Consider the following 20191-nt stretch of genomic DNA (forward strand, 5'->3'; position numbering starts at 1 on the left):
GCCTCCCGCAGTTGGGGAACACCGAAGCCGACGACGGTGACCAGGGCGGTCTGCACGGAGAGGAAGAAGGCGTTGGCCGCGCCCCGGCGGGCTGACACCCGGTCGGCCATCTCCACCGCGAGCTTGTACAACTCCAGCAGCTCCGGCGGCTGGTGGGGATCGGCGGGGCGGGCGGCCACGGGGTTCACCGCTCACCGCCCGCGGCTTCCGCCGCTCGGTTCTGCCAGGTCGTGACCTGCCGGATGAGGAGGATGACCAGCACCCCGGCCACCAGGAACAGTGCCGTCAGCAGCGCGGACGCGTTGGCGTTGGCCAGCACGTCCGACTCGCTCTCCTCGGAGTTGGCCAGACGCCACTGGACCGGTTTGACGACCTCCGCCAGGATGAAGCAGGCCCACCAGGCCTTGACCAGCGTGTCGGGAGCCGGCCGCCGGGGCGCGCTGGCCCGCCAGATGTCCGTGACGACCTGGTAGGGGTACCAGAGGTTGGCCACGGGGACCGTCCAGGCCCCGACCGCCCACATCCGGGAGCGGCGATGGGCCTCGCGACCCCCCAGTGCCTCCGCGTTGATCCGTGCCCGCCACAGCCAGACCAGGAACGCCACCCCGGCCGCGGCCCAGACGACGAAACTCGCCGCCAGCGACGACACCGTCGTGAGGGTGTCCGAATCGGCGGCCGCGAGGTCCGCGTCCGTGGCCGCCCCGTTGAGGTAGTCGTGGATGAGCAGGTAGTCGCGCCAGTTGGCCACCGAGACCAGCACCTCCCGCAGGACCTCCACCGCGATCAGCACCGCCGCGGCGACGCCCCAACCGGTCACCGGCCTGTGCGTCCTCGCCCCGGTGCCGCCCGCGCGACCGGCGCCGTGTTGCTGTGCGTTGCTCATGGGTTCCCTCCGTTGACGTGCTGTCCTCGACGTGTCCTCGACGTTTCTTCGAGGTGTCCTCGATGCGTTCCCGACGCGTCCTCACCGCGTCCTCGACGTCGCGCCGGGCTCCGCCGCCCGGCGCCGGTTGCGGCCGGGCACTCTCAGGGAGCGGCGAGTGCGAGCAGCCGGTAGAGCAGGACCAGGATCGCGAGCGCCACCATGCCCTTGCCCCAGGTGCCGAGCATGTTGATGTCGCTGCGCACCACGACCATCCGGCCGCGGACGCCCACCGCCGCCAGTGCGGTCTTCATCGCGCCGACCGTCCGGCGCGCCGGTGAGGGGTCCCAGGTCACCTCCTTGGCCGCCCTGAGGCGACGCATGATCCAGCGCCCGTGGGGCGCCGGGCCGGACGTGGGCTGGACCGCCGTCACCTGCGGTGTCCAGTCGGGTGCGAAGGTGACGGCGGCCGAGATCCAGGAGGTGTCCGCCGCCACCCCCTCCAGCGGAAGGGGCACCGGCAGCCGGCCGTCCAGGCTGTCGATCGCCTCGCTCACCCGGCCCGGTGTCAGCAGGAGGAGCTTGCGGGCGGGCTGGGTGGCGACGACCTGGTCGATCTCCCAGCGCAGCCCCTCGCCGACACCCACCCGCAGCACGATGAGCTGGGAGAGGTCCATCAGCCGCAGGATCGTCGGCTTCCAGTCGTCCAGTGGGAGGTAGAACCGTGCCGCACCGAGCAGCGGCAGCGGCTCACCGGGTCTGCCCACCGCGATCACCGGGCCGAACGCCGCCAGGGCGGAGGCGAGTTGCTCCTCCCGGGAGTGGATGTTGAGCGCCTGCCCGTCGTCGACCTGGGCCGCGGTGCGGTCGTCGGCGAAGCTGCGGAGGTAGAGGACGGGCCGGCGGCCGTCGGCCCGCAGGGCGCGCACCGCGCCCCGGGTCGAACGGGGCCGGCTGTAGCGCAGGACCAGGAAGCCCGCGCCGACCGCGGCCAACCCCACCGGGAGCAGCAGGACTTGGACGGCCATCGGTCGGTCGTGTTCGGTCGGATTCGTTCGCTGGGCCATGCTCACGAGGGTCATCCCTCCGATGAACAGGGTGTAGCCGAGGCCGGTCGCGGCCAGGAACAGCGGCCGGCGCCAGGGCGGATGCCGCTCGGCGAACCGGCCGACCGTACGGACGGCTTCCGCGGTCGCCGCCCTGCGTCGGCGGCGGAGCCAGAGCGACGGTCCGGCGAAGGCCAGCGCGCCCGCCGTGAGCCACAGCCCCGCCAGGGTCTCGGAGCGGAGGTCCTGGTCGAGGCCCGCCCGATCCCGTTCGACGTCCGCCGCGAGCGCACCGGCCCGCGCCCGGGCGGAGGCGCCCCGGCCCAGGTCCACGAAGCCGGTGACCGCGGCGACCGTGGCCCGGGCCCGGCCGGCGGGCACGTTCTCCTCGAACCACGCCCTCGCCGCGACGAGTTCGGCGCGGGCGGTCGGGTCACCGGCCGCGAAGCGGTCCACCAGGACGGTGAACGCGGCGACGCGGGCCGGGCCGTCCTGGAGGCGGCTCTCGGCCTGTCGGCTCTCGACCACGGTGATCAGCACGTGCAGCGCGGCATAGGCGGCCACCAGCGCGATCGCCGCGATCACCCGGGAAAGCGTCCGCACACCTGATGACATTCGGCCCCCCTGCTCCGAGCACCCACGGGTGCCCGCGCTGCGTCCCGGGCACACCTGGCGTGTCCGGCCGCCGCGGACACTCCATGATGTGGCCCAACTCACCAAGAGTTGAAGACATTTGAGCGACATATGAGCCGCGGGGGCCACTCGCCCGACCGGCGGGGCCGGGACCGCCCCATGGTTTGAGCGTTTCTGCGCAGAGCGGGGCGCGGTGGGCCGAGAGTCAGGGGTTGTGTTGCTCAAAACTGCAGTCACGATTGACATGAACCGCCCGGAGCAGCAAGCTGCTCTTTCGAAACTGCTCAAAACCAGTGTTCTTCAAGCATCTTGGATCATCCGATCAAGCACGCACGAAGGCGGTATCTGCGGTGGACAAACGTGTGCTGGCCCTCGTCTCGGCGTGTGCCCTGGGGGCGCTCGCCCTCACCTCCTGCGGCAGTGGCGGCGGGAGCGGCAGTGGTGGGGCGGACGCCGACGGGAAGGTGACGCTCAAGCTGGTGGCCGCCGACTACGGCGACAAGGAGTCCAACAGCTCGAAGAACTACTGGAACGGGGTCGCCACCGCGTTCACCGCGGCCAACCCCGGCATCAAGGTGGACGTCCAGGTGGTGAACTGGAACGACATCGACAAGCAGGTCAAGACGATGATCCAGAGCGGCAACGTGCCGGACGTGCTGCAGACCGGCGGGTACGCCGACAAGGTCGCCGACGACCTGCTGTACAAGGCCGAGGACGTGCTGTCGCCCGACACCCGGGGCGACCTGATCGACAGCTTCGCCCGGGCGGGGCAGGTCAAGGGCGTGCAGTACGGCATCCCGTTCGTGTCCTCGGCGCGGGCACTGTTCTACAACAAGGCGCTGTTCCAGCAGGCCGGAATCGGCCAACCGCCCACCAGTTGGGAGGAGTTGCGCAAGGACGCCGAGCTGGTGAAGGCCAAGGTGCCCGGGGTCACGCCGTACGCGCTGCCGCTGGGGCCGGAGGAGGCCCAGGGCGAGAGCATGATCTGGGAACTGGGCAACGACGGCGGGCCGACCGGGAAGGACGGCGCGTACACCCTGAACAGCCAGGCCGACATCGACACCTTCCGCTGGCTCAGGTCCAACCTGGTCGACCCGGGGCTGACCTACGCCAACCCGGCCACCACCGACCGCAAGACCGCGTTCGCGGACTTCGCGGCCGGGAAGGCCGCCATGCTCAACGGGCACCCGTCGCTGATCCAGATGGCACAGGACGGCAAGGTCGACTACGGGGTCGCACCCATCCCCGGCAAGAACGGCCCGCTGGCCTCCACCCTCGGCGTGGCGGACTGGATGATGGCGTTCAAGAAGAACGGGCACCGCGACCAGATCCGGAAGTTCCTCGACTTCGCGTACACCAAGGCCAACCAGGTCTCCTTCGACGAGACGTACAACCTGATGCCGGTGACCAAGAGCGCGCTGCAGGAGCTGACCACCGGGGGCAAGCACCAGGACCTCGCGCCGTTCTTCGCCCTGCTGCCGAACGCCGTGTTCTACCCGCTCGGCGACACCACCTGGGACGCGGTCTCGGCCGAGATCAAGAAGTCGGTCGGCAGCGCCGTCGCGGGCGACCCGGCCAAGGTGCTCGGCGACCTCCAGAAGAAGGCCCAGGACGCCGTCGCGAACAAGTGACGTCAGGCGCCCGACAGTTGACGGCCCACCCCGAGCGAGTGCCGGCCGACCCCGAACAAGTGACGGCCGGCACCCGGCGACGGCCGTGAAAGGCACCCCCGTGACTCCCAACCCCCCTGTGCGCAGAGGCCGTCGCTTCGGCCCGCTGCCGTGGATCGCCCCGGCCGTGCTACTGATCCTCGCCGTGGTGCTGTGGCCGGTGTACGAGATGGTCCGCACCTCGTTCCTGCGGGTCAGCACCAGCGGCTTCGTCCGCGGCTCGGCCGGACTGGACAAGTACCGCAAGCTGTTCGACGAGACGGACCTCGGCCACGTCCTGCTGGCCACGGTGGCCTGGACCCTCGCCGTGGTCGGCCTGACCATGCTGCTGTCGCTCGCCCTGGCCCAGCTGTTCGACCAGCGCTTCCCCGGCCGCCGCTACGCCCGCTGGGCGCTGATCGCGCCGTGGGCGGCGTCCGTGCTGATGACCGCGATCGGCTTCCGCTGGATGCTGGACCGGACGGCGGGCGTGCTGAACACCGTCATGACCGACCTCGGGCTGGTCGACGGCCCGCGGGACTGGCTGGGCGACCCCTCGACGGCCTGGCCCTGGATGGTCTTCGTCGCCGTGTTCGTCTCCCTCCCGTTCACCACCTACACCCTGCTGGCCGGTCTGCAGACCGTGCCCGCCGAGGTGTACGAGGCGGCCCGGGTGGACGGCGCCTCGGCCTGGCAGGCGTACCGGCGGATCACCCTGCCGCTGCTGCGCCCGGCGTTCCTGGTCGGCCTGGTGATCAACCTGATCAACGTCTTCAACTCCTTCCCGGTGATCTGGGGCATGACCCAGGGCGGCCCGAGCAGCGACACGGCCACCAGCACGGTGTTCATGTACCAGTTGAAGTCCACCGACATCGGGGAGTCCGCGGCGATGTCGGTGGTCAACTTCGCCCTCGTGGTGCTGATGGTGCTGGCCTTCCTCAAGGTCAGCCGCTGGAACCAGGAGGAGAGCTGATGCGGCGTCAGAACCGTTGGAGGCCGCGTACCCTGGCCCTCGCGGGGGCGGCCTGGCTGCTGGCGGCGGTCTTCCTGTTCCCGTACCTGGAGATGGTCGTCACCGCGCTGCGCCCGGCCGACGAGCTGCGCGACGCGACGTACCTGCCACGGCACTTCGCCTGGTCCAACTTCGTCGGCGTGTGGCAGGAGTCCACGCTCGGCGACAACCTGCGGGTCACCCTGCTGGTGGCCGGCGGCTCCACCCTGCTGGCGCTGCTGGTCGCGCTGCCCGCCGCCTACTACACCGCCCGGGTGCGCTACCGGGGCCGCCGGCTGTTCCTGCTGCTGGTGCTGGTGACCCAGATGTTCCAGCCGACCTCCCTGCTGGTGGGCCTCTACCGGGAGTTCTACCAGCTGTCCATGCTCAACTCGGTCTGGACGCTGATCCTCTGCAACGCCGCGTTCAACCTGGCCTTCGCGGTCTGGATCCTCACCGCGTACATCTCCTCGATCCCGGTGGAGCTGGAGGAGGCCGCCCTGCTCGACGGCCTGAGCCGGATCGGGGCGCTGCGCCGGGTGGTGCTGCCGCTGGCCCTGCCGGGCGTGGTCACGGCGGTGATCTTCACCTTCATCTCCGCCTGGAACGAGTTCGTCATGGGCCTGACGCTGTCCACCGATCCGGGCAGCCAACCGCTGACCGTCGGGATCAACAGCTTCATCGGCAACTACACCGTCCAGTGGAACTACCTGTTCGCCGGCTCGGTCGTCGCGATCGTGCCGGTGGTGGTGCTGTTCGCGCTGATCGAGCGGCACGTGGTCTCCGGCCTGACCGCCGGATCCGTCAAGTAGCGCTTCCCGTCAGCAGATAGACCCCGCCCCCGAACCCCCGAGCCCCGCCCCCGAGCCCCCGAGTCGACAGGAGAACCCCCGTGCGCCTGCTCCGACCCCAGCTCCGCCGGGCCGCCCTCGCGGCAGCCCTGACCAGCCTCGCCGCCGTCACCGGCCCCGTCGTGCCGGCCCACGCCGCCGGCCCGCCCGCCGCCGTCCTGGACGGCAGCCACCAGAACGTCACCTGGCAGAGCCCCACCTACGCCAAGGGCACCCTCGGCGGCGCCACCTCCTGCCCCGCCGTCGCCCAGGACCCGGACGGCGCGGTCTGCGCCCGCTTCGACCTGACGGTGAACGTCCCGAACGGCTACTGGGACGACAACCCCGAGGGCGGCGTCCCGATCTCCGTCCAGTGGCAGAACCCCACCGACGACTTCGACCTGTACATCTACGACGCCAACGGCAAGGAGGTCGCCGAGAGCGCGGGCACCGCCGACCCGGAGGCGACGGTGATCCCCAAGGCCTCCGGCACCTACCACGTCCTGGTCGTCCCGTACGACGTGCACGGCGGCTCCTTCACCGGCCGCGCCTACCTGCCGCAGACCGCCGACGCCGGCGACCTCACCTCGTTCAGCGGCGGCAAGGGCAGCTACGACATCGCCGCCGGCACCCTCAAGGCCAAGGTCGACTTCCTCGCCGACGACCAACTGCGGCTGCGCGCCGCGCCGGACGGCACCATCACCGACCCGGCGGGCAGCACCATCATCCGCAAGCAGCCCGAACTCCAGCCCCGCACCTCCTCGTTCGATGCCGGCGACTACTACGGCATCCGCTCCGGCCACGTCGTACTGCGGGTCTACAAGCACCCGCTGCGGTTCGGCCTCTACCAGGCCGACAACCGCACCGCGATCTGGCAGGAGAACGCCCCGATGCGCTGGTCCACCAGCGGCCTGCGGCAGAGCCTGACCCGCGGCACCGACGAGCAGTTCTTCGGCGGCGGCGAGCAGAACGGCAGCTTCTCGCACCGCGACCAGGTGGTCCACGTCGCCAACAGCACCAACTGGAACGAGGGCGGCTACAACAACTCCCAGCCCTTCTACGTCTCCAGCGGCGGCTACGGCGTCTTCCGCAACACCTTCGCCCCCGGCATCTACGACTTCGGCTCGCCGGTGCGCACCGGCCAGCAGGAACGGCGCCTGGACGCCTACTACTTCACCGGGGACGTCAAGTCCGTCATCGGCCAGTACACCTCGCTGGTCGGCAAGCCCTTCATGCCGCCGGTCTACGGCCTGGAACCCGGCGACTCCGACTGCTACCTGCACAACGCCAACCGCGGCGAGCGCCACACCACCGACGCCCTCAAGGTCGCCGACGGCTACGTGCAGAACCAGATGCCGCTCGGCTGGATGCTGGTCAACGACGGCTACGGCTGCGGCTACGAGAACCTCCCGCAGGCCGGCGACGGCCTGCGCAAGGACCACGCCCAGCTCGGCCTGTGGACCCAGAACGGCCTGCCCAACCAGGCCGAGGAGGTCAAGGCCGGGGTCCGGGTCCGCAAGCTCGACGTCGCCTGGGTCGGCAACGGCTACGACTTCGCGCTGAACGCCTGCGACCAGGCCAAGGCCGGCATCGAGGACAACAGCGACGCCCGCGGCTTCGTCTGGCTGCCGGTCTCCTGGGCCGGCGCCCAGCGCTGCGGCGTGCTGTGGAGCGGCGACCAGAGCCTGTCCTGGGACTACATCCGCTGGCAGATCCCCACCTACGCGGGCGCCACCATGTCCGGCATCGCCTACGACACCGGGGACGTCGGCTCGATCTTCCGCCGCGACCCCAAGATGTACACCCGCGACCTCCAGTGGAAGGCCTTCCTGCCGACCATCATGACCATGGACGGCTGGGCCAAGGACATGACCGGCAAGGAGCAGCGCGACCAGCAGCCCTGGCTGGACGGCGAGCCCTACACCTCGATCAACCGCAAGTACCTCCAGCTCAAGGAACGCCTGCTGCCGTACATGTACACCCTGTCCGCCGAGGCCACCAGCACCGGCATCGGCGCCGTCCGCCCGCTCGCCCTGGAGTACCCGCACGACAAGGCCGCGCTCGGCCCGAACGCCACGTACGAGTTCCTCGCCGGGCCGGACTTCCTGGTCGCCCCGGTCTACTCCGACACCTCGGTGCGCAACGGCATCTACCTGCCCGAGGGCACCTGGACCGACTACTGGACCGGGCGCACCTACCAGGGCCCCACCACCATCGACGACTACTCCGCCCCGCTGGACACCCTGCCGGTGTTCGTCAAGGGCGGCGCCATCGTCCCGATGTGGCCGCAGGGCACGCTGTCCTGGCAGAACCGCGACAAGGGCGAACTCGACTACGACCTCTACCCGAAGGGCGACTCCTCGTACACCCTGTACGAGGACGACGGCGTCACCCGCCAGTACAACGCCGGCTCCTCCGCCACCCAGCAGGTCGAGGTCCACGCCCACGGGCCCGTCACCACCGTCGAGGTCGGCGCCAGCGAGGGAAGCTACACCGGCAAGCCGGACGCCCGCTCGTACCGCTTCACCGTGCACGGCCAGTCCGCCCCGCGCCTGGTCGTCACCCAGGGCGGCCGGCTCCCCGAACTCCACTCGGCCGCCGCCCTCGACACCGCTGCCTCCGGCTGGTTCTTCGACACGGCGACGGGCGTGACCCACGTCAAGACCCCGTCGGTCCCCACCGACGACGAGTTCTCGCTGCACCTGATCCACTGAACCCTTGATTCACCGAACCGTTGATCCACTGAACCCTTGACGCCGAGGCCCCCGGGGAACCACCCGGGGGCCTCGGCGGCGTCCGCCCGGGCCGCTGCGGTGCTCAGGAGGTTCCGGCACTCAGGAGGTTCCGGTCGCGGCCCGGAGCCTCCCGAGCGCGGCCATGCGGCGCAGGACGGGGACGGGGATGGCGGGGTTGCGGGCGGCGTGCTCGGCGCTGTCGGCTTCGAGCAGCAGCGTCACCAGCAGATCCGGTGGCACAGCAGGGTTGAGCCGGGCCCGCCGGTGCACGCCTCCGTCGGTGTCGGTGACGAGCCGCCGGAGCGATTCCGGCGAGAGGCGCCGGTCCTGGGCGGCAGCCGCGCGGACGAGCGGATCGGGGTCGCGGCCGAGCTGCTCGACGAGGGCGCCGGTCGAGGCCGGGTCGTCGAGGGCGAGGGCCCGCAGGCGCGGGTTCGGGTCCGTCGCGTAGCGCAGCAGGCCCGCGCGGGGGAAGTTGGGGTGGTTGTGCGGTCGGCCGGGGAAGGACAGGCTCCCGTCCCACCAGGCGGCCACGTCCAGCAGCAGCTCCGGTGGAGCGTCGTCGCACGACTCGGCGAGGAAGAGCCGCACGACCCGGTCCCGGTCGCGGGCGAGCCCGGCCACCACGTCCGCGGGCAGGCGCGGCGCCCTGGCGACGCTGCGGCGGATCAGCAGGTTCGGCGAGGCCGCGAGCTGACGCATGGCGTCGGCGTCCCCGTGCAGGGCGCCGATCCACCACAGCACCGTCGTTTGGCCCTCCGGGTCGATGTCGGGGACGTCGGCGGCCATCGCCGCGATCTCCTCCGGCGTCCCGGGCGGCGTGGCGTCGGGGTGCGGGGCGCGGCCGACGCCGCGGCCACCGCGGGAGAGCCGCCGGGCGGCCAGTTGCTCGCCCGCGAGCTCCTTGAAGAGCCCTCGTAGCCCGGCACCCGGCGTGGCGGCGACGAGCCGGTCCCACTGTGCGGCGGAGAGGCGACCGGATTCCGCGGCGATGACGCGCACGCGCCTGGCCCCGTGGACGACCGCGGCGTCCACGACCTCGGGCGGCAGGTCCTCCCGCCAGAGGAAGCCGGCTTCCTCGGCGTCCAGGAGGCTCAGGAGCACGTCGACGGGCGCCGAGCGGTTGAAACCGAGCCCGGAGAGCCAGGAACGGGCCACGTCCCGATCGAGGTCGGTGGCCGCGGTCAACCTGCTCCAGGCCTCGTCGGGCACGTCGGGCACGTCGGCAGCGTGTACATGGGTCGTCCCGGTCATCGGCCAAAGGCTAGAGCACCGGACCGGCCGCCCCGGCCCGAGGGCAGGGGGAGCGCATTCACCGGGGGGACCGCCCGGAACGTCGTAAAGCTGCTCGACAGCCGGATGCCAGCCCGAACAACCCCCGCCGCCTCCCGCCCGTTCGAGCCCATTCCGACCGCGACACGGGTCCGCCGGGGACACCGGCCGGTCGGGTGCGGAAGGGTGAGGCCGCCGCCCGGCCCGGGGCCCCCGCGTGTGGCCCCGGGACGGGTGGCTTTGCGGCCACGACCGGCCGGAGCGACCCGAGACCGGGATGGTGGCATGACCCTTCAGGACACCCCGACCGCCGGAACCACCCGGCACGGGGACTTCGCCGAGCTGCGCCGACGCGTCGGCGAGGCCGGGCTGCTCCGCAAGCGCCCGCTGTACTACGGCTGCCGGGCCGCCGCCCTGCTGGGCGCCCTCGTCCTGCTGCTGGCCGGTTTCGCCGTCGTCGGCGCGAGCTGGTGGCAGCTCGCGCTGGCGCCCGTACTCGCCCTCGTGCTGGGCCAGTTGGCGCTGCTCGGCCACGACGTCGCGCACCACGCGGTGTTCTCCGGGCGCCGGAGCACCGACCTCGCGGGCATCCTGCTCGGCAACCTGGTGGTCGGGATGAGCTACGGCTGGTGGGTCAGCGACCACAACCGCCACCACGCCCACCCGAACCGGGAAGGGCGCGATCCGGCCGCCAACGCCATGCTCTTCGTCCGCACCGCCGAACAGGCGGCCCGTACCGAGGGGTTGAGAAGGACGGTCGCCAAGTACCAGGCGGAGCTGTTCTTCCCGCTGCTCTCGCTCCAGGCCCTCGGCCTGGTCGTCGCCACCGCCGTGACCCTGACCCGGGGCCGGCTGCGCCACCCGGTGCTGGAACGGACCCTCGCCGCCCTGCACTACGCCCTCGCGGCGGGCCTGCTGCTGGCCGTCCTCACCCCGCTCCAGGCGCTCGCCTTCGCCGTGCTGTGCGGCGCCGTGCTCGGCGTCTACCTGGGCTGCATCTTCGCGCCCAACCACAAGGGCATGCCGATGACCGGACCGGACGAGCAGCCCGCCGACTACCTCCGGCGCCAGGTGCTGCCCTCCCGCAACCTGCGCGCCGGGCGGTTCACCCACTTCCTCTTCGGCGGCCTCGGCTACCAGATCGAGCACCACCTCTTCCCGGCCATGCCCGTCCCGGCGCTGCGCCCGGCCTCGCGGATCGTGCGCGCCTACCTCGCGGAGGTCGGCCTGCCGTACGCCGAGGCGGGGCTGGTCGACTCGTTCCGGGAGATCCTGCGGGACCTCCGGGCGGTGGGCCGCTGCGTCGACGCGCCGCCGAGCGCGGCCGTACCCGGGGCCAGGGCCGAGGACGGTCGTGCCCGGGTCGAGACCGGGGCCGCCCGCGTCGAGAGCGGGGCCGCCCGGTGAGCCGCCTCCTGTCGGGGCCGGTGACGCTCGGCACCGCCGCACCCCCCACCCCCGGGCCGGACGGCGGACCGCTGCGGGTCCTGATCGTCACCGAGTCCTTCCCGCCGCAGCTCAACGGCGTCGCCCACAGCGTGCTGCGGACCGCCGAGCACCTGAGCGCCCGCGGCCACCGCGTCCTGGTGGTCACCCCGGCGACCCGCACCCGGCGCGGCCCCGAGCGGGTGGACGGCTACCAGGTGCTCAGGGTCCCGTCCGTCCCGCTGCCCGGCTACCCGGAGGTGCGGATCGCCCTGCCCGGCGGGCAGTTGGCGGCCGCGATCGAGCGGCACCGCCCCCAGGTCGTCCACCTGGCCGGGCCGTTCGCCCTCGGCGCGGCCGGCGCCGCGGCGGCCCGGCGGGCCGGCGTCCCGGCCGTGGCGGTGTTCCAGACGGACATGGCGGCCTACGCCCGGACCTACCTCCCGTTCGCGGGCGAGGCCGGTGCCCGGACGGCCTGGCGGATCCTACGGCGGGTCCACGGCGCGGCCGCCCGGACGCTGGCGCCCTCCCGTGCCTCGCTGGACGCGCTGGCCGCCCACGGCGTCCCCCGGCTCCACCTGTGGCCGCGCGGGGTCGACCGGGAGCGCTTCCACCCGCGCCACCGCGACGAGGCGCTGCGCCGCCGGCTCGCCCCGCGCGGCGAGGTGCTGGTCGGCTACGTCGGACGGCTGGCGGCCGAGAAGCAGGTCGACCGGCTGGTGCAGGCCTCCCGGCTGCCGGGCGTGCGGCTGGTGGTGGTCGGCGACGGCCCGTGCCGCGCACCGCTGGAGGCCGCACTGCCGGACGCGGAGTTCCTGGGCCGCCGCACCGGGCACGAACTCGCCCGGCTGTACGCCTCGTTCGACGTCTTCGCGCACACCGGACCGTACGAGACCTTCGGCCAGACCGTCCAGGAGGCGATGGCCAGCGGCCTGCCGGTGGTCGCCCCGGCGGCCGGCGGGCCGCTGGACCTGGTCCGCCCCGGGCGCACCGGCTTCCTGGTGCCGCCCGGCGCGGGCGAGGAGTTCCGGACGGCCGTCGACCGGCTCGCCCGGGACGCCGGCCTGCGGGCCGAACTCGGCCGGGCGGGCCGCGCCGCCGTGGCCGAGCGCGACTGGGCGTCGATCGGCGACCGGCTGATCGGGCACTACCGCCTCGCCATCGCGGAGACCACCGGAGCCCTGCGGCGGTGAGCCGCGCGACGCCACCGCCACTCCACCGCAGCTCCGCTCCCGAAGGAACCAGCCCCCGTGCACCAGCCGCTCGCCGCCGCCTACACCCCCGGCACCGCACCCGCCGCCGACACCGCCGTCTTCCTGCACGGCCTGGGCGGCTGGACCGACAACTGGGCAGCCCTGATCGGCCAGTTGCGCGGCGCGGTGCACTGCCTGGCCCTGGACCTCCCCGGCTACGGCCGGTCGGCGCCCCCGCCCGGCGGCCTCGTCACGGTCGAGGGCCAGTCCGCGGCCGTCGCCGCCCACCTGGACCGCGCCGGGCACCGCCGGGTCCATCTGGTCGGCAACTCCCTCGGTGGTCTGACGGCCCTTCATATTGCCGCCCACCGACCCGAGTTGGTCGCCTCGCTGACCCTGCTCGCCCCCGTGCTGCCCGCCCTCCCCTCCCCCCAGGCTCTGCGCGCGGCGCTGCTCGCCCTCCCCGGCGCCCCACGCCTGTACGCCCGGCTGCTCGCCGAGCGGAGCCCGGACCGCCAACTGGACGACCTCTACCGGCTGATCTACGCGGACCCCGCCCGGGTCCGCCCCGAGGTGCGCGCGGCGGAGGCCCGCGAACGGCTGCGCCGCAGCGAACTCCCGTACGCGGGAGGGATGCTGCCCGCGGGCATGCGGGCCGTGGTCCGCTCCTCCCTGCACCGGGGCGCCGCCTCCCCCTGGCACCAGGCGGGCCGGATCACCGCCCCCACCCTGCTGGTCTACGGCCGGGAGGACCGTCTCGTCCCGTTCCGGCTCGCCCCGCGCGCCTACGCCGCCTTCCGCGACGCCCGCCTGCTCACCCTCCCCGACACCGGCCACGTCGCCATGCAGGAACGCCCCGCCCCGGTCGCCGCCGCCCTCCGCGCCCTGATCGCCGAGACCGGACGGGCGCCTGTACCCGTCCCGGTGGCCTGACGCCCCGCCGTCGTGCCGGTCAGAGCCCCGGCGTGCGGTGCAGGGAGATCAGCAGGCGCCAGACCCGCTCGGCGACCCGCTCCGGCTCCGCCGTGATCCGGCCGTGCAGCCAGTCGGCGAGCACCCCGGTGAACGTGCCGGCGACCGCGGCCGCCACCAGGTCCGGTTCCGGCGCTCCGGCCAACGCCCGCTCGGTGCGGCTGCGTTCACGCAGCTCGCGGTTGAGCACCAGGCCGAGCGGCCCGCCGCCGCCCGGCGCCAGCAGGGCGCGGTGGAGCCCGGCGTGCGGCACCAGCTCGGTGAAGAACCCGGTGAGGGCGGGCGGCGGGACGTCCGGGTCGGGCACGCCGCGCCAGGCGTGCAGCGCGTCCACCGCCACCCGGACCAGGTCGGCGCAGGCGTCCACCGCCAGCGCCTCCAGATCGGCGTAGTGCACGTAGAAGGTGGCCCGCCCCACCCCGGCCCGGCGCACCAGGGCGGCGACGCTGACCTCCGCGAGCGGCCGCTCGGCGCACTCCGCCAGCAGCGCCCGCCGCAGGGCGGCCCGGGTCCGCTCGGCCCTGGGGTCCACGGCGCCCCTCGGGTTCAGGGCATCCCTCGGGTTCAGGGCATCCCTCGGGTCCGGGGCGGCGCTCGGGTCCGGGGCGGCGCTCATCCGGCCACCAGGACGGCGCCCAGGGCGACCGCTCCGGGCAGGGCCTGGGCGAGCAGGATCCGCCGGTTCGCGGTGGCGCCGCCGTACAGCCCGGCCACCACCACGCAGGACAGGAAGAACACCTGCACCTGGTGGCCCGTGGTACCGCCTGCAAGCAGCCCCCAGACCAACCCGGCGGCCAGGAAGCCGTTGTAGAGGCCCTGGTTGGCGGCCAGCGGCGCCGTCGCCCGGGCGAGCTCCGGGTCGAACCCGGACAGCTCGCGGCCGGGCCGCCGCTCCCACAGGAACATCTCCAGCACCAGGATGTACCCGTGCAGCACGGCCACCAGGCCGACCAGCAGTTCCGCCGTCGTACGCATCGTCAGCTCCCGAGTTCATGGACAGGTGTCCATCTTAACTGGACACCTGTCCATGAAGTCCACCGGCACCCGCCGTCCGCCGCCGAAACGGGTCGTTGGACCACGTACGGGATCTTGAGAGCACGAGCAGCCCATGGCAGGCTCATGGCGCATGATCGATGATTTCGCGAAGGACAACCTGCACGCGAGACTGCGGCGGGACCGCGAAGCGCTGCTCTGGAAGCTCGACGGCTTGTCCGAGTACGACGCCCGCCGACCTCTGACGGCCACCGGGACCAACCTCCTCGGCCTGGTCAAGCACGTGGCCACCGTCGAGGCCAGGTACTTCGGCGAGGTCTTCGACCGCCCGTCCCCGGAGCCGCTGCCCCGGTGGCAGGACTCCGACGGCGGCGATCTGTGGGCGACCGAGGACGAGACCCGCGATCAGGTCATCGGGTTCTACCGGCGCACCTGGGAACACGCGGACGCGACGATCAACGGGCTCCCCCTCGACGCCCCAGGCCACGTGCCGTGGTGGCCTGGGCCTCATGCCGACACGAACCTGTTCGCCGTCATGGTCCATGTCCTCGGCGAGTCCAACCGGCACGCCGGGCACGCCGACATCCTGCGCGAGAGCCTCGACGGCCGGACCGGGATGCGCCCCGAACACGAGCAGCAGGCCGACGAGGAAGCCCGTGCGGCCTACGTCGCGAAGGTCGAGCAGGCCGCCAGGTCGGCCGCACCGGTCAAGGCCTAGAGGGGGTCGACGGGCCGCCGACGAGCGGCCGGCGCCCGGTCCGGGGGATCCTGCACCTGGGCGGCGGCGCGAGCGCCGGCCACCGCAGCGGCACCGCCGCTCCCGAGAGGAGACCCGGACCATGGACGAGGACCCGGCCGACGAGACCGTCCTGCGCGAGGTGCTCGACCGCTGGAAGGACGCGGTCGACCGGCACGAGCCCGAACGCGTCGCCGCCCTCTTCACCGAGGACGCGGTCTTCCAGGGCCTGCACCCCTACAGCGTCGGGCGGCCCGGGGTGGCCGCCTACTACGCCGCCCAACCCGCCGGCATGACCGCCGAGTACGAGATCCTGACGATCGACCGCCCGGCCCGGGACCTCGTCCGCGGATACCTGGCCGTGGACTTCTCGTTCACCGACCGCCCGACGCTGAGCGTCTTCCTCGGCGTCCTGCTGCAACGGACCGCCGACGGCTGGGCGATCGCCCACTACCAGGTCTCCCTCCTGCCCCGGGAGGCCGCCGCGCCCCTGCGCGAGTTCCTGGTCGAGATCACCACCACCGTGCCCGAGGGCACGCCCGCGGCGGAGGTCGACCGCCGGCGCGCCGCCGAGGCCGTCCGCGCCCGCGAGCTGGCCGCCGCCGGGCGCCTGGCGCGGCTGTGGCGCCCGGTCGGCGAGCTGCGCAGCATCGGCGTCTGGCGGGCCGCCGACGAGGACGAGCTGCGCGAGGAGGTGCTGGGCAGCCTCCCGCTGCGGCCGTGGATGACCCTCACGGTGACCGCCCTGGAGTCCCACCCCAACGACCCGGCCCGGCCCTGACGGCCGGACCGGGCCCCACACGGGTCGGCACGGCTCGGCCCGCCCCACCCCGACGGCGCGCCGGGCGCGCTCGACGGTCTCCGCCTTCTCGCCGACGGATGGGCACCGTGAGGCTGCTACGGCTCTGTCCTCTGCGCCGGCACGGTCCCGGCGCCCCGCTGTTGTGGAACCCGGGTGGCGCGGGCGGTCGCGAGAGCGGCCAGCAGGCCCAGGGGGAGTGCGGTGAGCCAGACCAGGGCGGGCGGTCCGATGCGGCCGAGGGCCAGCCCGGACATCGGGCCGATCGCCGAGCCGATGTCCTGCGAGGTGGACAGGGCGGCCTGGTAGGTGGCGCTGCTGCCCGCCGGGGCGTGGCGGCTGACGAACGCCGAGGTGGTGGGGCCGTAGATCATCATGCCGAAGGAGGTGACGAGGGCCGCGGCGACGAGGGCGGGGTAGCCGAGGCCGGCGGCGGCGAACCCGGCGAGGCCGGCTCCTTGGAGGGCGGCGCCCAGGAAGAGGAGCCGGGCGGTGTCGCGGCGGCGGGCCCAGCGGCTGACGCGCATCTGGAACAGGATGATCGCGAGGGCGTCGACGGCGAACAGGATGGCGTAGGCCGTGGGGCTTATGGAGTCCACGCGGTTCAGGAGGACCAGGCCGTCCGCTTCCCACCAGGTGAAGGTGACGGTCAGCAGGCTGCCGCCGAGGATCAGCAGGGCCAGTCTGCGGTCGCGCAGGATGTGGGTGAACGGGCTGTGCACGTTCTCGGCCTCGCCGCCGGTTGCCTCTTGTGCGGTCTCGGGACCTGTGACGCGGTCGGCGGGGACGGTGATGAACACGGCGATCGCGGCGGCGACGAGCAGTACGCCCGCTACGGCGAACACGCTCGACAGCGAGAAGGCGACGGCGACCGCGCCCAGGACCGGTCCGACCACACCGCCGATGCTGGCCACCACGCGGGTCAGTCCGTAGGCCTGGTGAAGGTCCTCATCCGTGTGGAGGTCACCGATGAGGGCGGCGATCGTGGGGTGGAACGCCGACTCGAAGAGCCCTGCCGCCAGGAATAGCACGAGGGCGAGGACGGCGTGGTGGACCAGGAAGAGGCTGCCGTAGCCCAGGGCCATTCCCGTCGTGGAGAGCAGCATCATGCGGCGGTGCCCGATCCGGTCGGCCAGGACGCCCCCGGCCAGGCCTCCGGTGAACTCGCCGGCGGCCTGGACGAGGAAGAGGGCTCCGGCCGCTGCTCCACCGAGTCCGCCGACGCGGTGGGCCCACAGGACGATGAACGGCAGCATGATGCCGTTGGCGAGTGCGCCGAGCAGCCGCACCGCGAGGAGGCCGCGGAAGGCGAACGTCACCTGCCGTGGGGTCATTCCGTCGCGGATCCCGGGCGCCAGGGTGTTCACCTGCGGTCTCCCGGCGTGGCGGCGGGGCGGGTCTCGGCGGGTGCGGCCGGGTCGAGGGTCCGGGCCGGGCCGGTGCGGTGGCGTGTGGTGTTCATGAGGGCTTCCTCTGCCGTGAGGGCCGTTGGGCACGGCGTAGCCGCCACCCAATTACGGGTCACTGTGTCTCGAAAGAGGCTAGCACCATTTCGAGGCACGGTGTCTTGTTAAGCTGGCCCCATGCAGAGCACCCCCCCAGAGCACGCTTCACCCGGGCGCCCCCGCAGTGAGGCGGCGCGGGTCGCCGTTCTCCACGCCGTCGACGACCTGCTCGTCGAGCAGGGATACGCGGCGATGACCATGAAGGGCATCGCCGAGCGGGCCGGGGTGGGGCGCCAGACGGTCTACCGGTGGTGGTCCACGAAGGCCGAGATCCTGCTCGAGGCAAGCACCAGTGACGCCGCCCACGAACTGGCCACGGAACCCCGAGCCCGCCCCACGGACGACCTCACCGCATTCCTCGAAGCGCTGACGTGCTTCCTCACCACCTCACCCGCAGGTCTCGCCTACCGGGCCCTGCTGGGCGAAGCGCAGCACGACAGCGCCGTACGCGACCTCGTCCGCACCGCCGACCTCCTCGGCACCGCAGCCCAGGCCGTACTCGCCCGCGTGAGCCCGCACGCCGCCCACATGCCCCCCGCGCCACTGGCCGCGGCCCAGCTCACCGGGCCCGTCCTCGCCGTCATCCTGGAGACCGGCGGCCCGCTGCCACCCGCCCTGCTCGCGGACCACGCCGAAATCCTGGTCCGGGCCTGGACCACAGAACCCGCACCCCGACCCGCTACCGCCGTGCGCCCGGGCACCGCCTGATCCGCAGCGGCTCTCCTCGAATCTCCTCGAGGTGCGGTACGGGGTCCCGGTCTTCCCCGTACGACCCTTCCCCGCACGCCCCTATCCCCGCACGCCTCAGGCAGGCGCGCCGGCCGCGAGGACCTGCCGCAGGTCCTGCACGGACGCGCGGATGAGCGCCGGCAGGTCCGAACCGTCCGGGCCGACCGGGTCGGCCGGCTCGGCGATCCAGCGCGCGACGGCGACCTTGAACACGGCCATGCCCGTCTCGGCCGCCAGGCCGGCGGTCGGCGCGGGGACGCCGCGGCCGCGCAGCGCCTCGGCGGTCGCCGCCGCCATCGCGTCGAGCTTGACCAGCTCGCGTTCCCGTAGCTCCGGGCTGGCCGACACGACGGCGTCGCGCCGCCGGACCCGTTCGGGGTTCTCCTGCAGGACGGCGCCCACGGCTTCGAGGGCCGCGCCCACCGCCTCCATCGGGGCCGCGTCGGCGGGTGCCTCCGCAACCGCCCGTACCAGCAGCTCCCGCATCAACTCGGTGCCGTGGAAGAGGACTTCGCGCTTGTCGGCGAAGTGCCGGTAGAAGGTCCGCTCGGTCAGCCCGGCCCGCACGGCGATCTCCGCCGCCGTGGTCCGCTCGAACCCCTGCTCGGCGAAGAGCGCCAGTGCCGCTTCCGCCAGCCGTCCGCGCCCGTTCGGCTCCCATCTGCCCATGCGGTGATCGTACGCGATGACAGTCCCTGACATCACTGCTAGCCTGACGACAGTCACTGACATCACTCGTTCGGAGGTTCTGTCATGCACGTCTTCGTCACGGGCGCGTCCGGCTGGATCGGCTCCGCCGTCGTCCCCGAACTCATCAAGGCCGGCCACCGGGTCACCGGGCTCGCCCGGTCCGACGCCTCGGCCGCCAAGGTCGCCACCTCCGGGGCCGAGGTCCTGCGCGGCGACCTCGGCGACCTGGACGCCCTACGGGCCGGGGCCTCCGCCGCCGACGCCGTCATCCACCTCGCCTTCGTCCACGACTTCACCGCCTTCGACGCCTCGATCCGCACCGACGCCCGCGCGGCCGAGGCCCTCGGCGAGGCCCTCGAAGGCTCCGGCAAGCCCCTGGTCGTCGCCCACGGGACGCCGGCGACACCCGGGCGGACGGCCACCGAGCACGACCGCAGCGCCCCCGGCTCCCTCGGGGCGGGCCGCGAGGAGAACGCCGCGGCCGTCCTCGCCCTGGCGGAGCGCGGCGTGCGCCCGTCCGTCGTCCGACTGCCCCGCACCGTCCACGGCGACGGCGACCACGGCTTCATCGCCCAGCTGGTCACCACCGCCCGCGCCAAGGGCGTCTCCGGCTACGTCGGCGACGGCTCCCAGCGCTGGCCGGCCGTGCACGTGCGCGACGCCGCCCGCCTGTTCCGCCTGACCGCCGAGCAGGCCCCGTCGGGCTCGATGCTGCACGCCGTCGGCGACGAGGGCGTACCGACCCGCGACATCGCCGCGGTGATCGGCCGCCACCTCTCCCTCCCGACGGCCGCCGCCCCGGCCGAGGACTTCGGCTTCCTCGGCGGCATCCTCGCCGTCGACCAGCCCGCCTCCAGCACCCTCACCCAGCACCTCCTCGACTGGCACCCCACCGGCCCCGGGCTGCTCGCGGACCTCGACCAGGGCCACTACTTCCGCTGATCCCACGGCACGGGCCCTCGCCGTCGTTGGTGATGAAGACAGCCTCGCCGGGCTCGACCTCGCGGACGACCTCGTAGTCGCCGTTCTCGAGCACGAGCGACTCGCTGGCGACGACCCACTCGTCCTTGCCCTCCGCACCGGGGACCGTCGAGGGACGACGCCCCAGGATCAGCGGACGGATGCCGAACG

At 73.2% G+C, this 20191-nt stretch carries 18 protein-coding genes and 1 pseudogene; 12 read left to right on the forward strand and 7 right to left on the reverse strand.

The window, feature by feature from the left end; genetic code table 11:
• Positions 1–184: 184 nt before the first annotated feature.
• Complete coding sequence (locus tag ACFXPX_RS39155; RefSeq protein WP_380526538.1) at positions 185–883, reverse strand: DUF4328 domain-containing protein; 699 nt, start codon at positions 881–883, stop codon at positions 185–187.
• A 143-nt stretch (positions 884–1026) separates the two neighbouring features.
• Positions 1027–2493 (reverse strand): transferase, encoded by a 1467-nt coding sequence (locus ACFXPX_RS39160; RefSeq protein WP_380644746.1) that lies wholly within the window; start codon positions 2491–2493, stop codon positions 1027–1029.
• Positions 2494–2891: 398 nt separating this feature from the next.
• Between ACFXPX_RS39160 and ACFXPX_RS39165 the strand changes: the two genes are divergently transcribed.
• From ACFXPX_RS39165 to ACFXPX_RS39180, 4 genes are all read left to right on the forward strand, one after another.
• Complete coding sequence (locus ACFXPX_RS39165) at positions 2892–4172, forward strand: extracellular solute-binding protein (protein WP_375884243.1); 1281 nt, start codon at positions 2892–2894, stop codon at positions 4170–4172.
• A 118-nt stretch (positions 4173–4290) separates the two neighbouring features.
• Positions 4291–5163, forward strand: coding sequence for a carbohydrate ABC transporter permease (locus ACFXPX_RS39170; protein WP_380588507.1), 873 nt, complete (start codon positions 4291–4293; stop codon positions 5161–5163).
• The gene (locus tag ACFXPX_RS39175; protein ID WP_380644747.1) at positions 5163–5993 is read left to right on the forward strand and encodes a carbohydrate ABC transporter permease; all 831 of its coding nucleotides are present in this window, start codon (positions 5163–5165) and stop codon (positions 5991–5993) included. The genes ACFXPX_RS39170 and ACFXPX_RS39175 overlap by 1 nt, the downstream gene beginning before the upstream one ends.
• A gap of 80 nt (positions 5994–6073) precedes the next feature.
• Complete coding sequence (locus tag ACFXPX_RS39180; protein ID WP_380644748.1) at positions 6074–8725, forward strand: TIM-barrel domain-containing protein; 2652 nt, start codon at positions 6074–6076, stop codon at positions 8723–8725.
• 120 nt (positions 8726–8845) lie between these two features.
• On the opposite strand, the gene ACFXPX_RS39185 is transcribed toward ACFXPX_RS39180, so the two are convergent.
• The gene (locus ACFXPX_RS39185) at positions 8846–10000 is read right to left on the reverse strand and encodes a hypothetical protein (RefSeq protein ID WP_380644749.1); all 1155 of its coding nucleotides are present in this window, start codon (positions 9998–10000) and stop codon (positions 8846–8848) included.
• Positions 10001–10303: 303 nt separating this feature from the next.
• Here ACFXPX_RS39185 and ACFXPX_RS39190 point away from each other — a divergent pair, with 303 nt between their 5' ends.
• From ACFXPX_RS39190 to ACFXPX_RS39200, 3 genes are all read left to right on the forward strand, one after another.
• Positions 10304–11425, forward strand: a complete 1122-nt coding sequence (locus tag ACFXPX_RS39190) for a fatty acid desaturase family protein (RefSeq protein WP_380644750.1) — start codon at positions 10304–10306, stop codon at positions 11423–11425.
• 71 nt (positions 11426–11496) lie between these two features.
• Positions 11497–12636 (forward strand): glycosyltransferase family 4 protein, encoded by a 1140-nt coding sequence (locus ACFXPX_RS39195; RefSeq protein WP_380532504.1) that lies wholly within the window; start codon positions 11497–11499, stop codon positions 12634–12636.
• Between the two features lie 57 nt (positions 12637–12693).
• Complete coding sequence (locus ACFXPX_RS39200) at positions 12694–13569, forward strand: alpha/beta fold hydrolase (protein ID WP_375884227.1); 876 nt, start codon at positions 12694–12696, stop codon at positions 13567–13569.
• A gap of 19 nt (positions 13570–13588) precedes the next feature.
• On the opposite strand, the gene ACFXPX_RS39205 is transcribed toward ACFXPX_RS39200, so the two are convergent.
• Together ACFXPX_RS39205 and ACFXPX_RS39210 are read right to left on the reverse strand one after the other, a co-directional pair.
• On the reverse strand, positions 13589–14140 hold the full coding sequence (locus ACFXPX_RS39205) for a TetR/AcrR family transcriptional regulator (protein WP_380644751.1): 552 nt from the start codon (positions 14138–14140) through the stop codon (positions 13589–13591).
• An 80-nt stretch (positions 14141–14220) separates the two neighbouring features.
• A complete protein-coding gene (locus ACFXPX_RS39210; RefSeq protein ID WP_375884222.1) occupies positions 14221–14583 on the reverse strand; it encodes a DUF1304 domain-containing protein in 363 nt (120 codons plus the stop codon).
• 151 nt (positions 14584–14734) lie between these two features.
• On the opposite strand from ACFXPX_RS39210, the gene ACFXPX_RS39215 reads away from it, so the two are divergent.
• From ACFXPX_RS39215 to ACFXPX_RS39225, 3 genes and pseudogenes are all read left to right on the forward strand, one after another.
• Positions 14735–15319, forward strand: a complete 585-nt coding sequence (locus ACFXPX_RS39215; protein WP_380532490.1) for a DinB family protein — start codon at positions 14735–14737, stop codon at positions 15317–15319.
• Positions 15320–15440: 121 nt separating this feature from the next.
• Positions 15441–15806 (forward strand): annotated as a pseudogene (locus ACFXPX_RS39220) (YybH family protein); the annotation flags it as partial.
• 21 nt (positions 15807–15827) lie between these two features.
• On the forward strand, positions 15828–16118 hold the full coding sequence (locus ACFXPX_RS39225; RefSeq protein WP_380397224.1) for a muconolactone Delta-isomerase family protein: 291 nt from the start codon (positions 15828–15830) through the stop codon (positions 16116–16118).
• A gap of 116 nt (positions 16119–16234) precedes the next feature.
• On the opposite strand, the gene ACFXPX_RS39230 is transcribed toward ACFXPX_RS39225, so the two are convergent.
• A complete protein-coding gene (locus ACFXPX_RS39230) occupies positions 16235–17470 on the reverse strand; it encodes an MFS transporter (protein WP_380588522.1) in 1236 nt (411 codons plus the stop codon).
• 249 nt (positions 17471–17719) lie between these two features.
• Here ACFXPX_RS39230 and ACFXPX_RS39235 point away from each other — a divergent pair, with 249 nt between their 5' ends.
• A complete protein-coding gene (locus ACFXPX_RS39235) occupies positions 17720–18349 on the forward strand; it encodes a TetR/AcrR family transcriptional regulator (protein ID WP_380532484.1) in 630 nt (209 codons plus the stop codon).
• Positions 18350–18445: 96 nt separating this feature from the next.
• On the opposite strand, the gene ACFXPX_RS39240 is transcribed toward ACFXPX_RS39235, so the two are convergent.
• On the reverse strand, positions 18446–19039 hold the full coding sequence (locus ACFXPX_RS39240; protein ID WP_380532482.1) for a TetR/AcrR family transcriptional regulator: 594 nt from the start codon (positions 19037–19039) through the stop codon (positions 18446–18448).
• An 84-nt stretch (positions 19040–19123) separates the two neighbouring features.
• On the opposite strand from ACFXPX_RS39240, the gene ACFXPX_RS39245 reads away from it, so the two are divergent.
• On the forward strand, positions 19124–20002 hold the full coding sequence (locus tag ACFXPX_RS39245) for an SDR family oxidoreductase (protein ID WP_380588525.1): 879 nt from the start codon (positions 19124–19126) through the stop codon (positions 20000–20002).
• Positions 20003–20191: the final 189 nt, after the last annotated feature.

The organism is Kitasatospora sp. NPDC059146 (assembly GCF_042786665.1).
Lineage (GTDB): Bacteria > Actinomycetota > Actinomycetes > Streptomycetales > Streptomycetaceae > Kitasatospora.

Bases quoted from the DNA above. Each gene is read 5' to 3' on its own strand.
- ACFXPX_RS39245 (WP_380588525.1), top strand. From the start codon at position 19,124: ATGCACGTCTTCGTCACGGGCGCGTCCGGCTGGATCGGCTCCGCCGTC.
- ACFXPX_RS39230 (WP_380588522.1), bottom strand. From the start codon at position 17,470: ATGACCCCACGGCAGGTGACGTTCGCCTTCCGCGGCCTCCTCGCGGTG.
- ACFXPX_RS39235 (WP_380532484.1), top strand. From the start codon at position 17,720: ATGCAGAGCACCCCCCCAGAGCACGCTTCACCCGGGCGCCCCCGCAGT.
- ACFXPX_RS39175 (WP_380644747.1), top strand. From the start codon at position 5,163: ATGCGGCGTCAGAACCGTTGGAGGCCGCGTACCCTGGCCCTCGCGGGG.
- ACFXPX_RS39185 (WP_380644749.1), bottom strand. From the start codon at position 10,000: ATGACCGGGACGACCCATGTACACGCTGCCGACGTGCCCGACGTGCCC.
- ACFXPX_RS39190 (WP_380644750.1), top strand. From the start codon at position 10,304: ATGACCCTTCAGGACACCCCGACCGCCGGAACCACCCGGCACGGGGAC.
- ACFXPX_RS39240 (WP_380532482.1), bottom strand. From the start codon at position 19,039: ATGGGCAGATGGGAGCCGAACGGGCGCGGACGGCTGGCGGAAGCGGCA.
- ACFXPX_RS39215 (WP_380532490.1), top strand. From the start codon at position 14,735: ATGATCGATGATTTCGCGAAGGACAACCTGCACGCGAGACTGCGGCGG.
- ACFXPX_RS39155 (WP_380526538.1), bottom strand. From the start codon at position 883: ATGAGCAACGCACAGCAACACGGCGCCGGTCGCGCGGGCGGCACCGGG.
- ACFXPX_RS39210 (WP_375884222.1), bottom strand. From the start codon at position 14,583: ATGCGTACGACGGCGGAACTGCTGGTCGGCCTGGTGGCCGTGCTGCAC.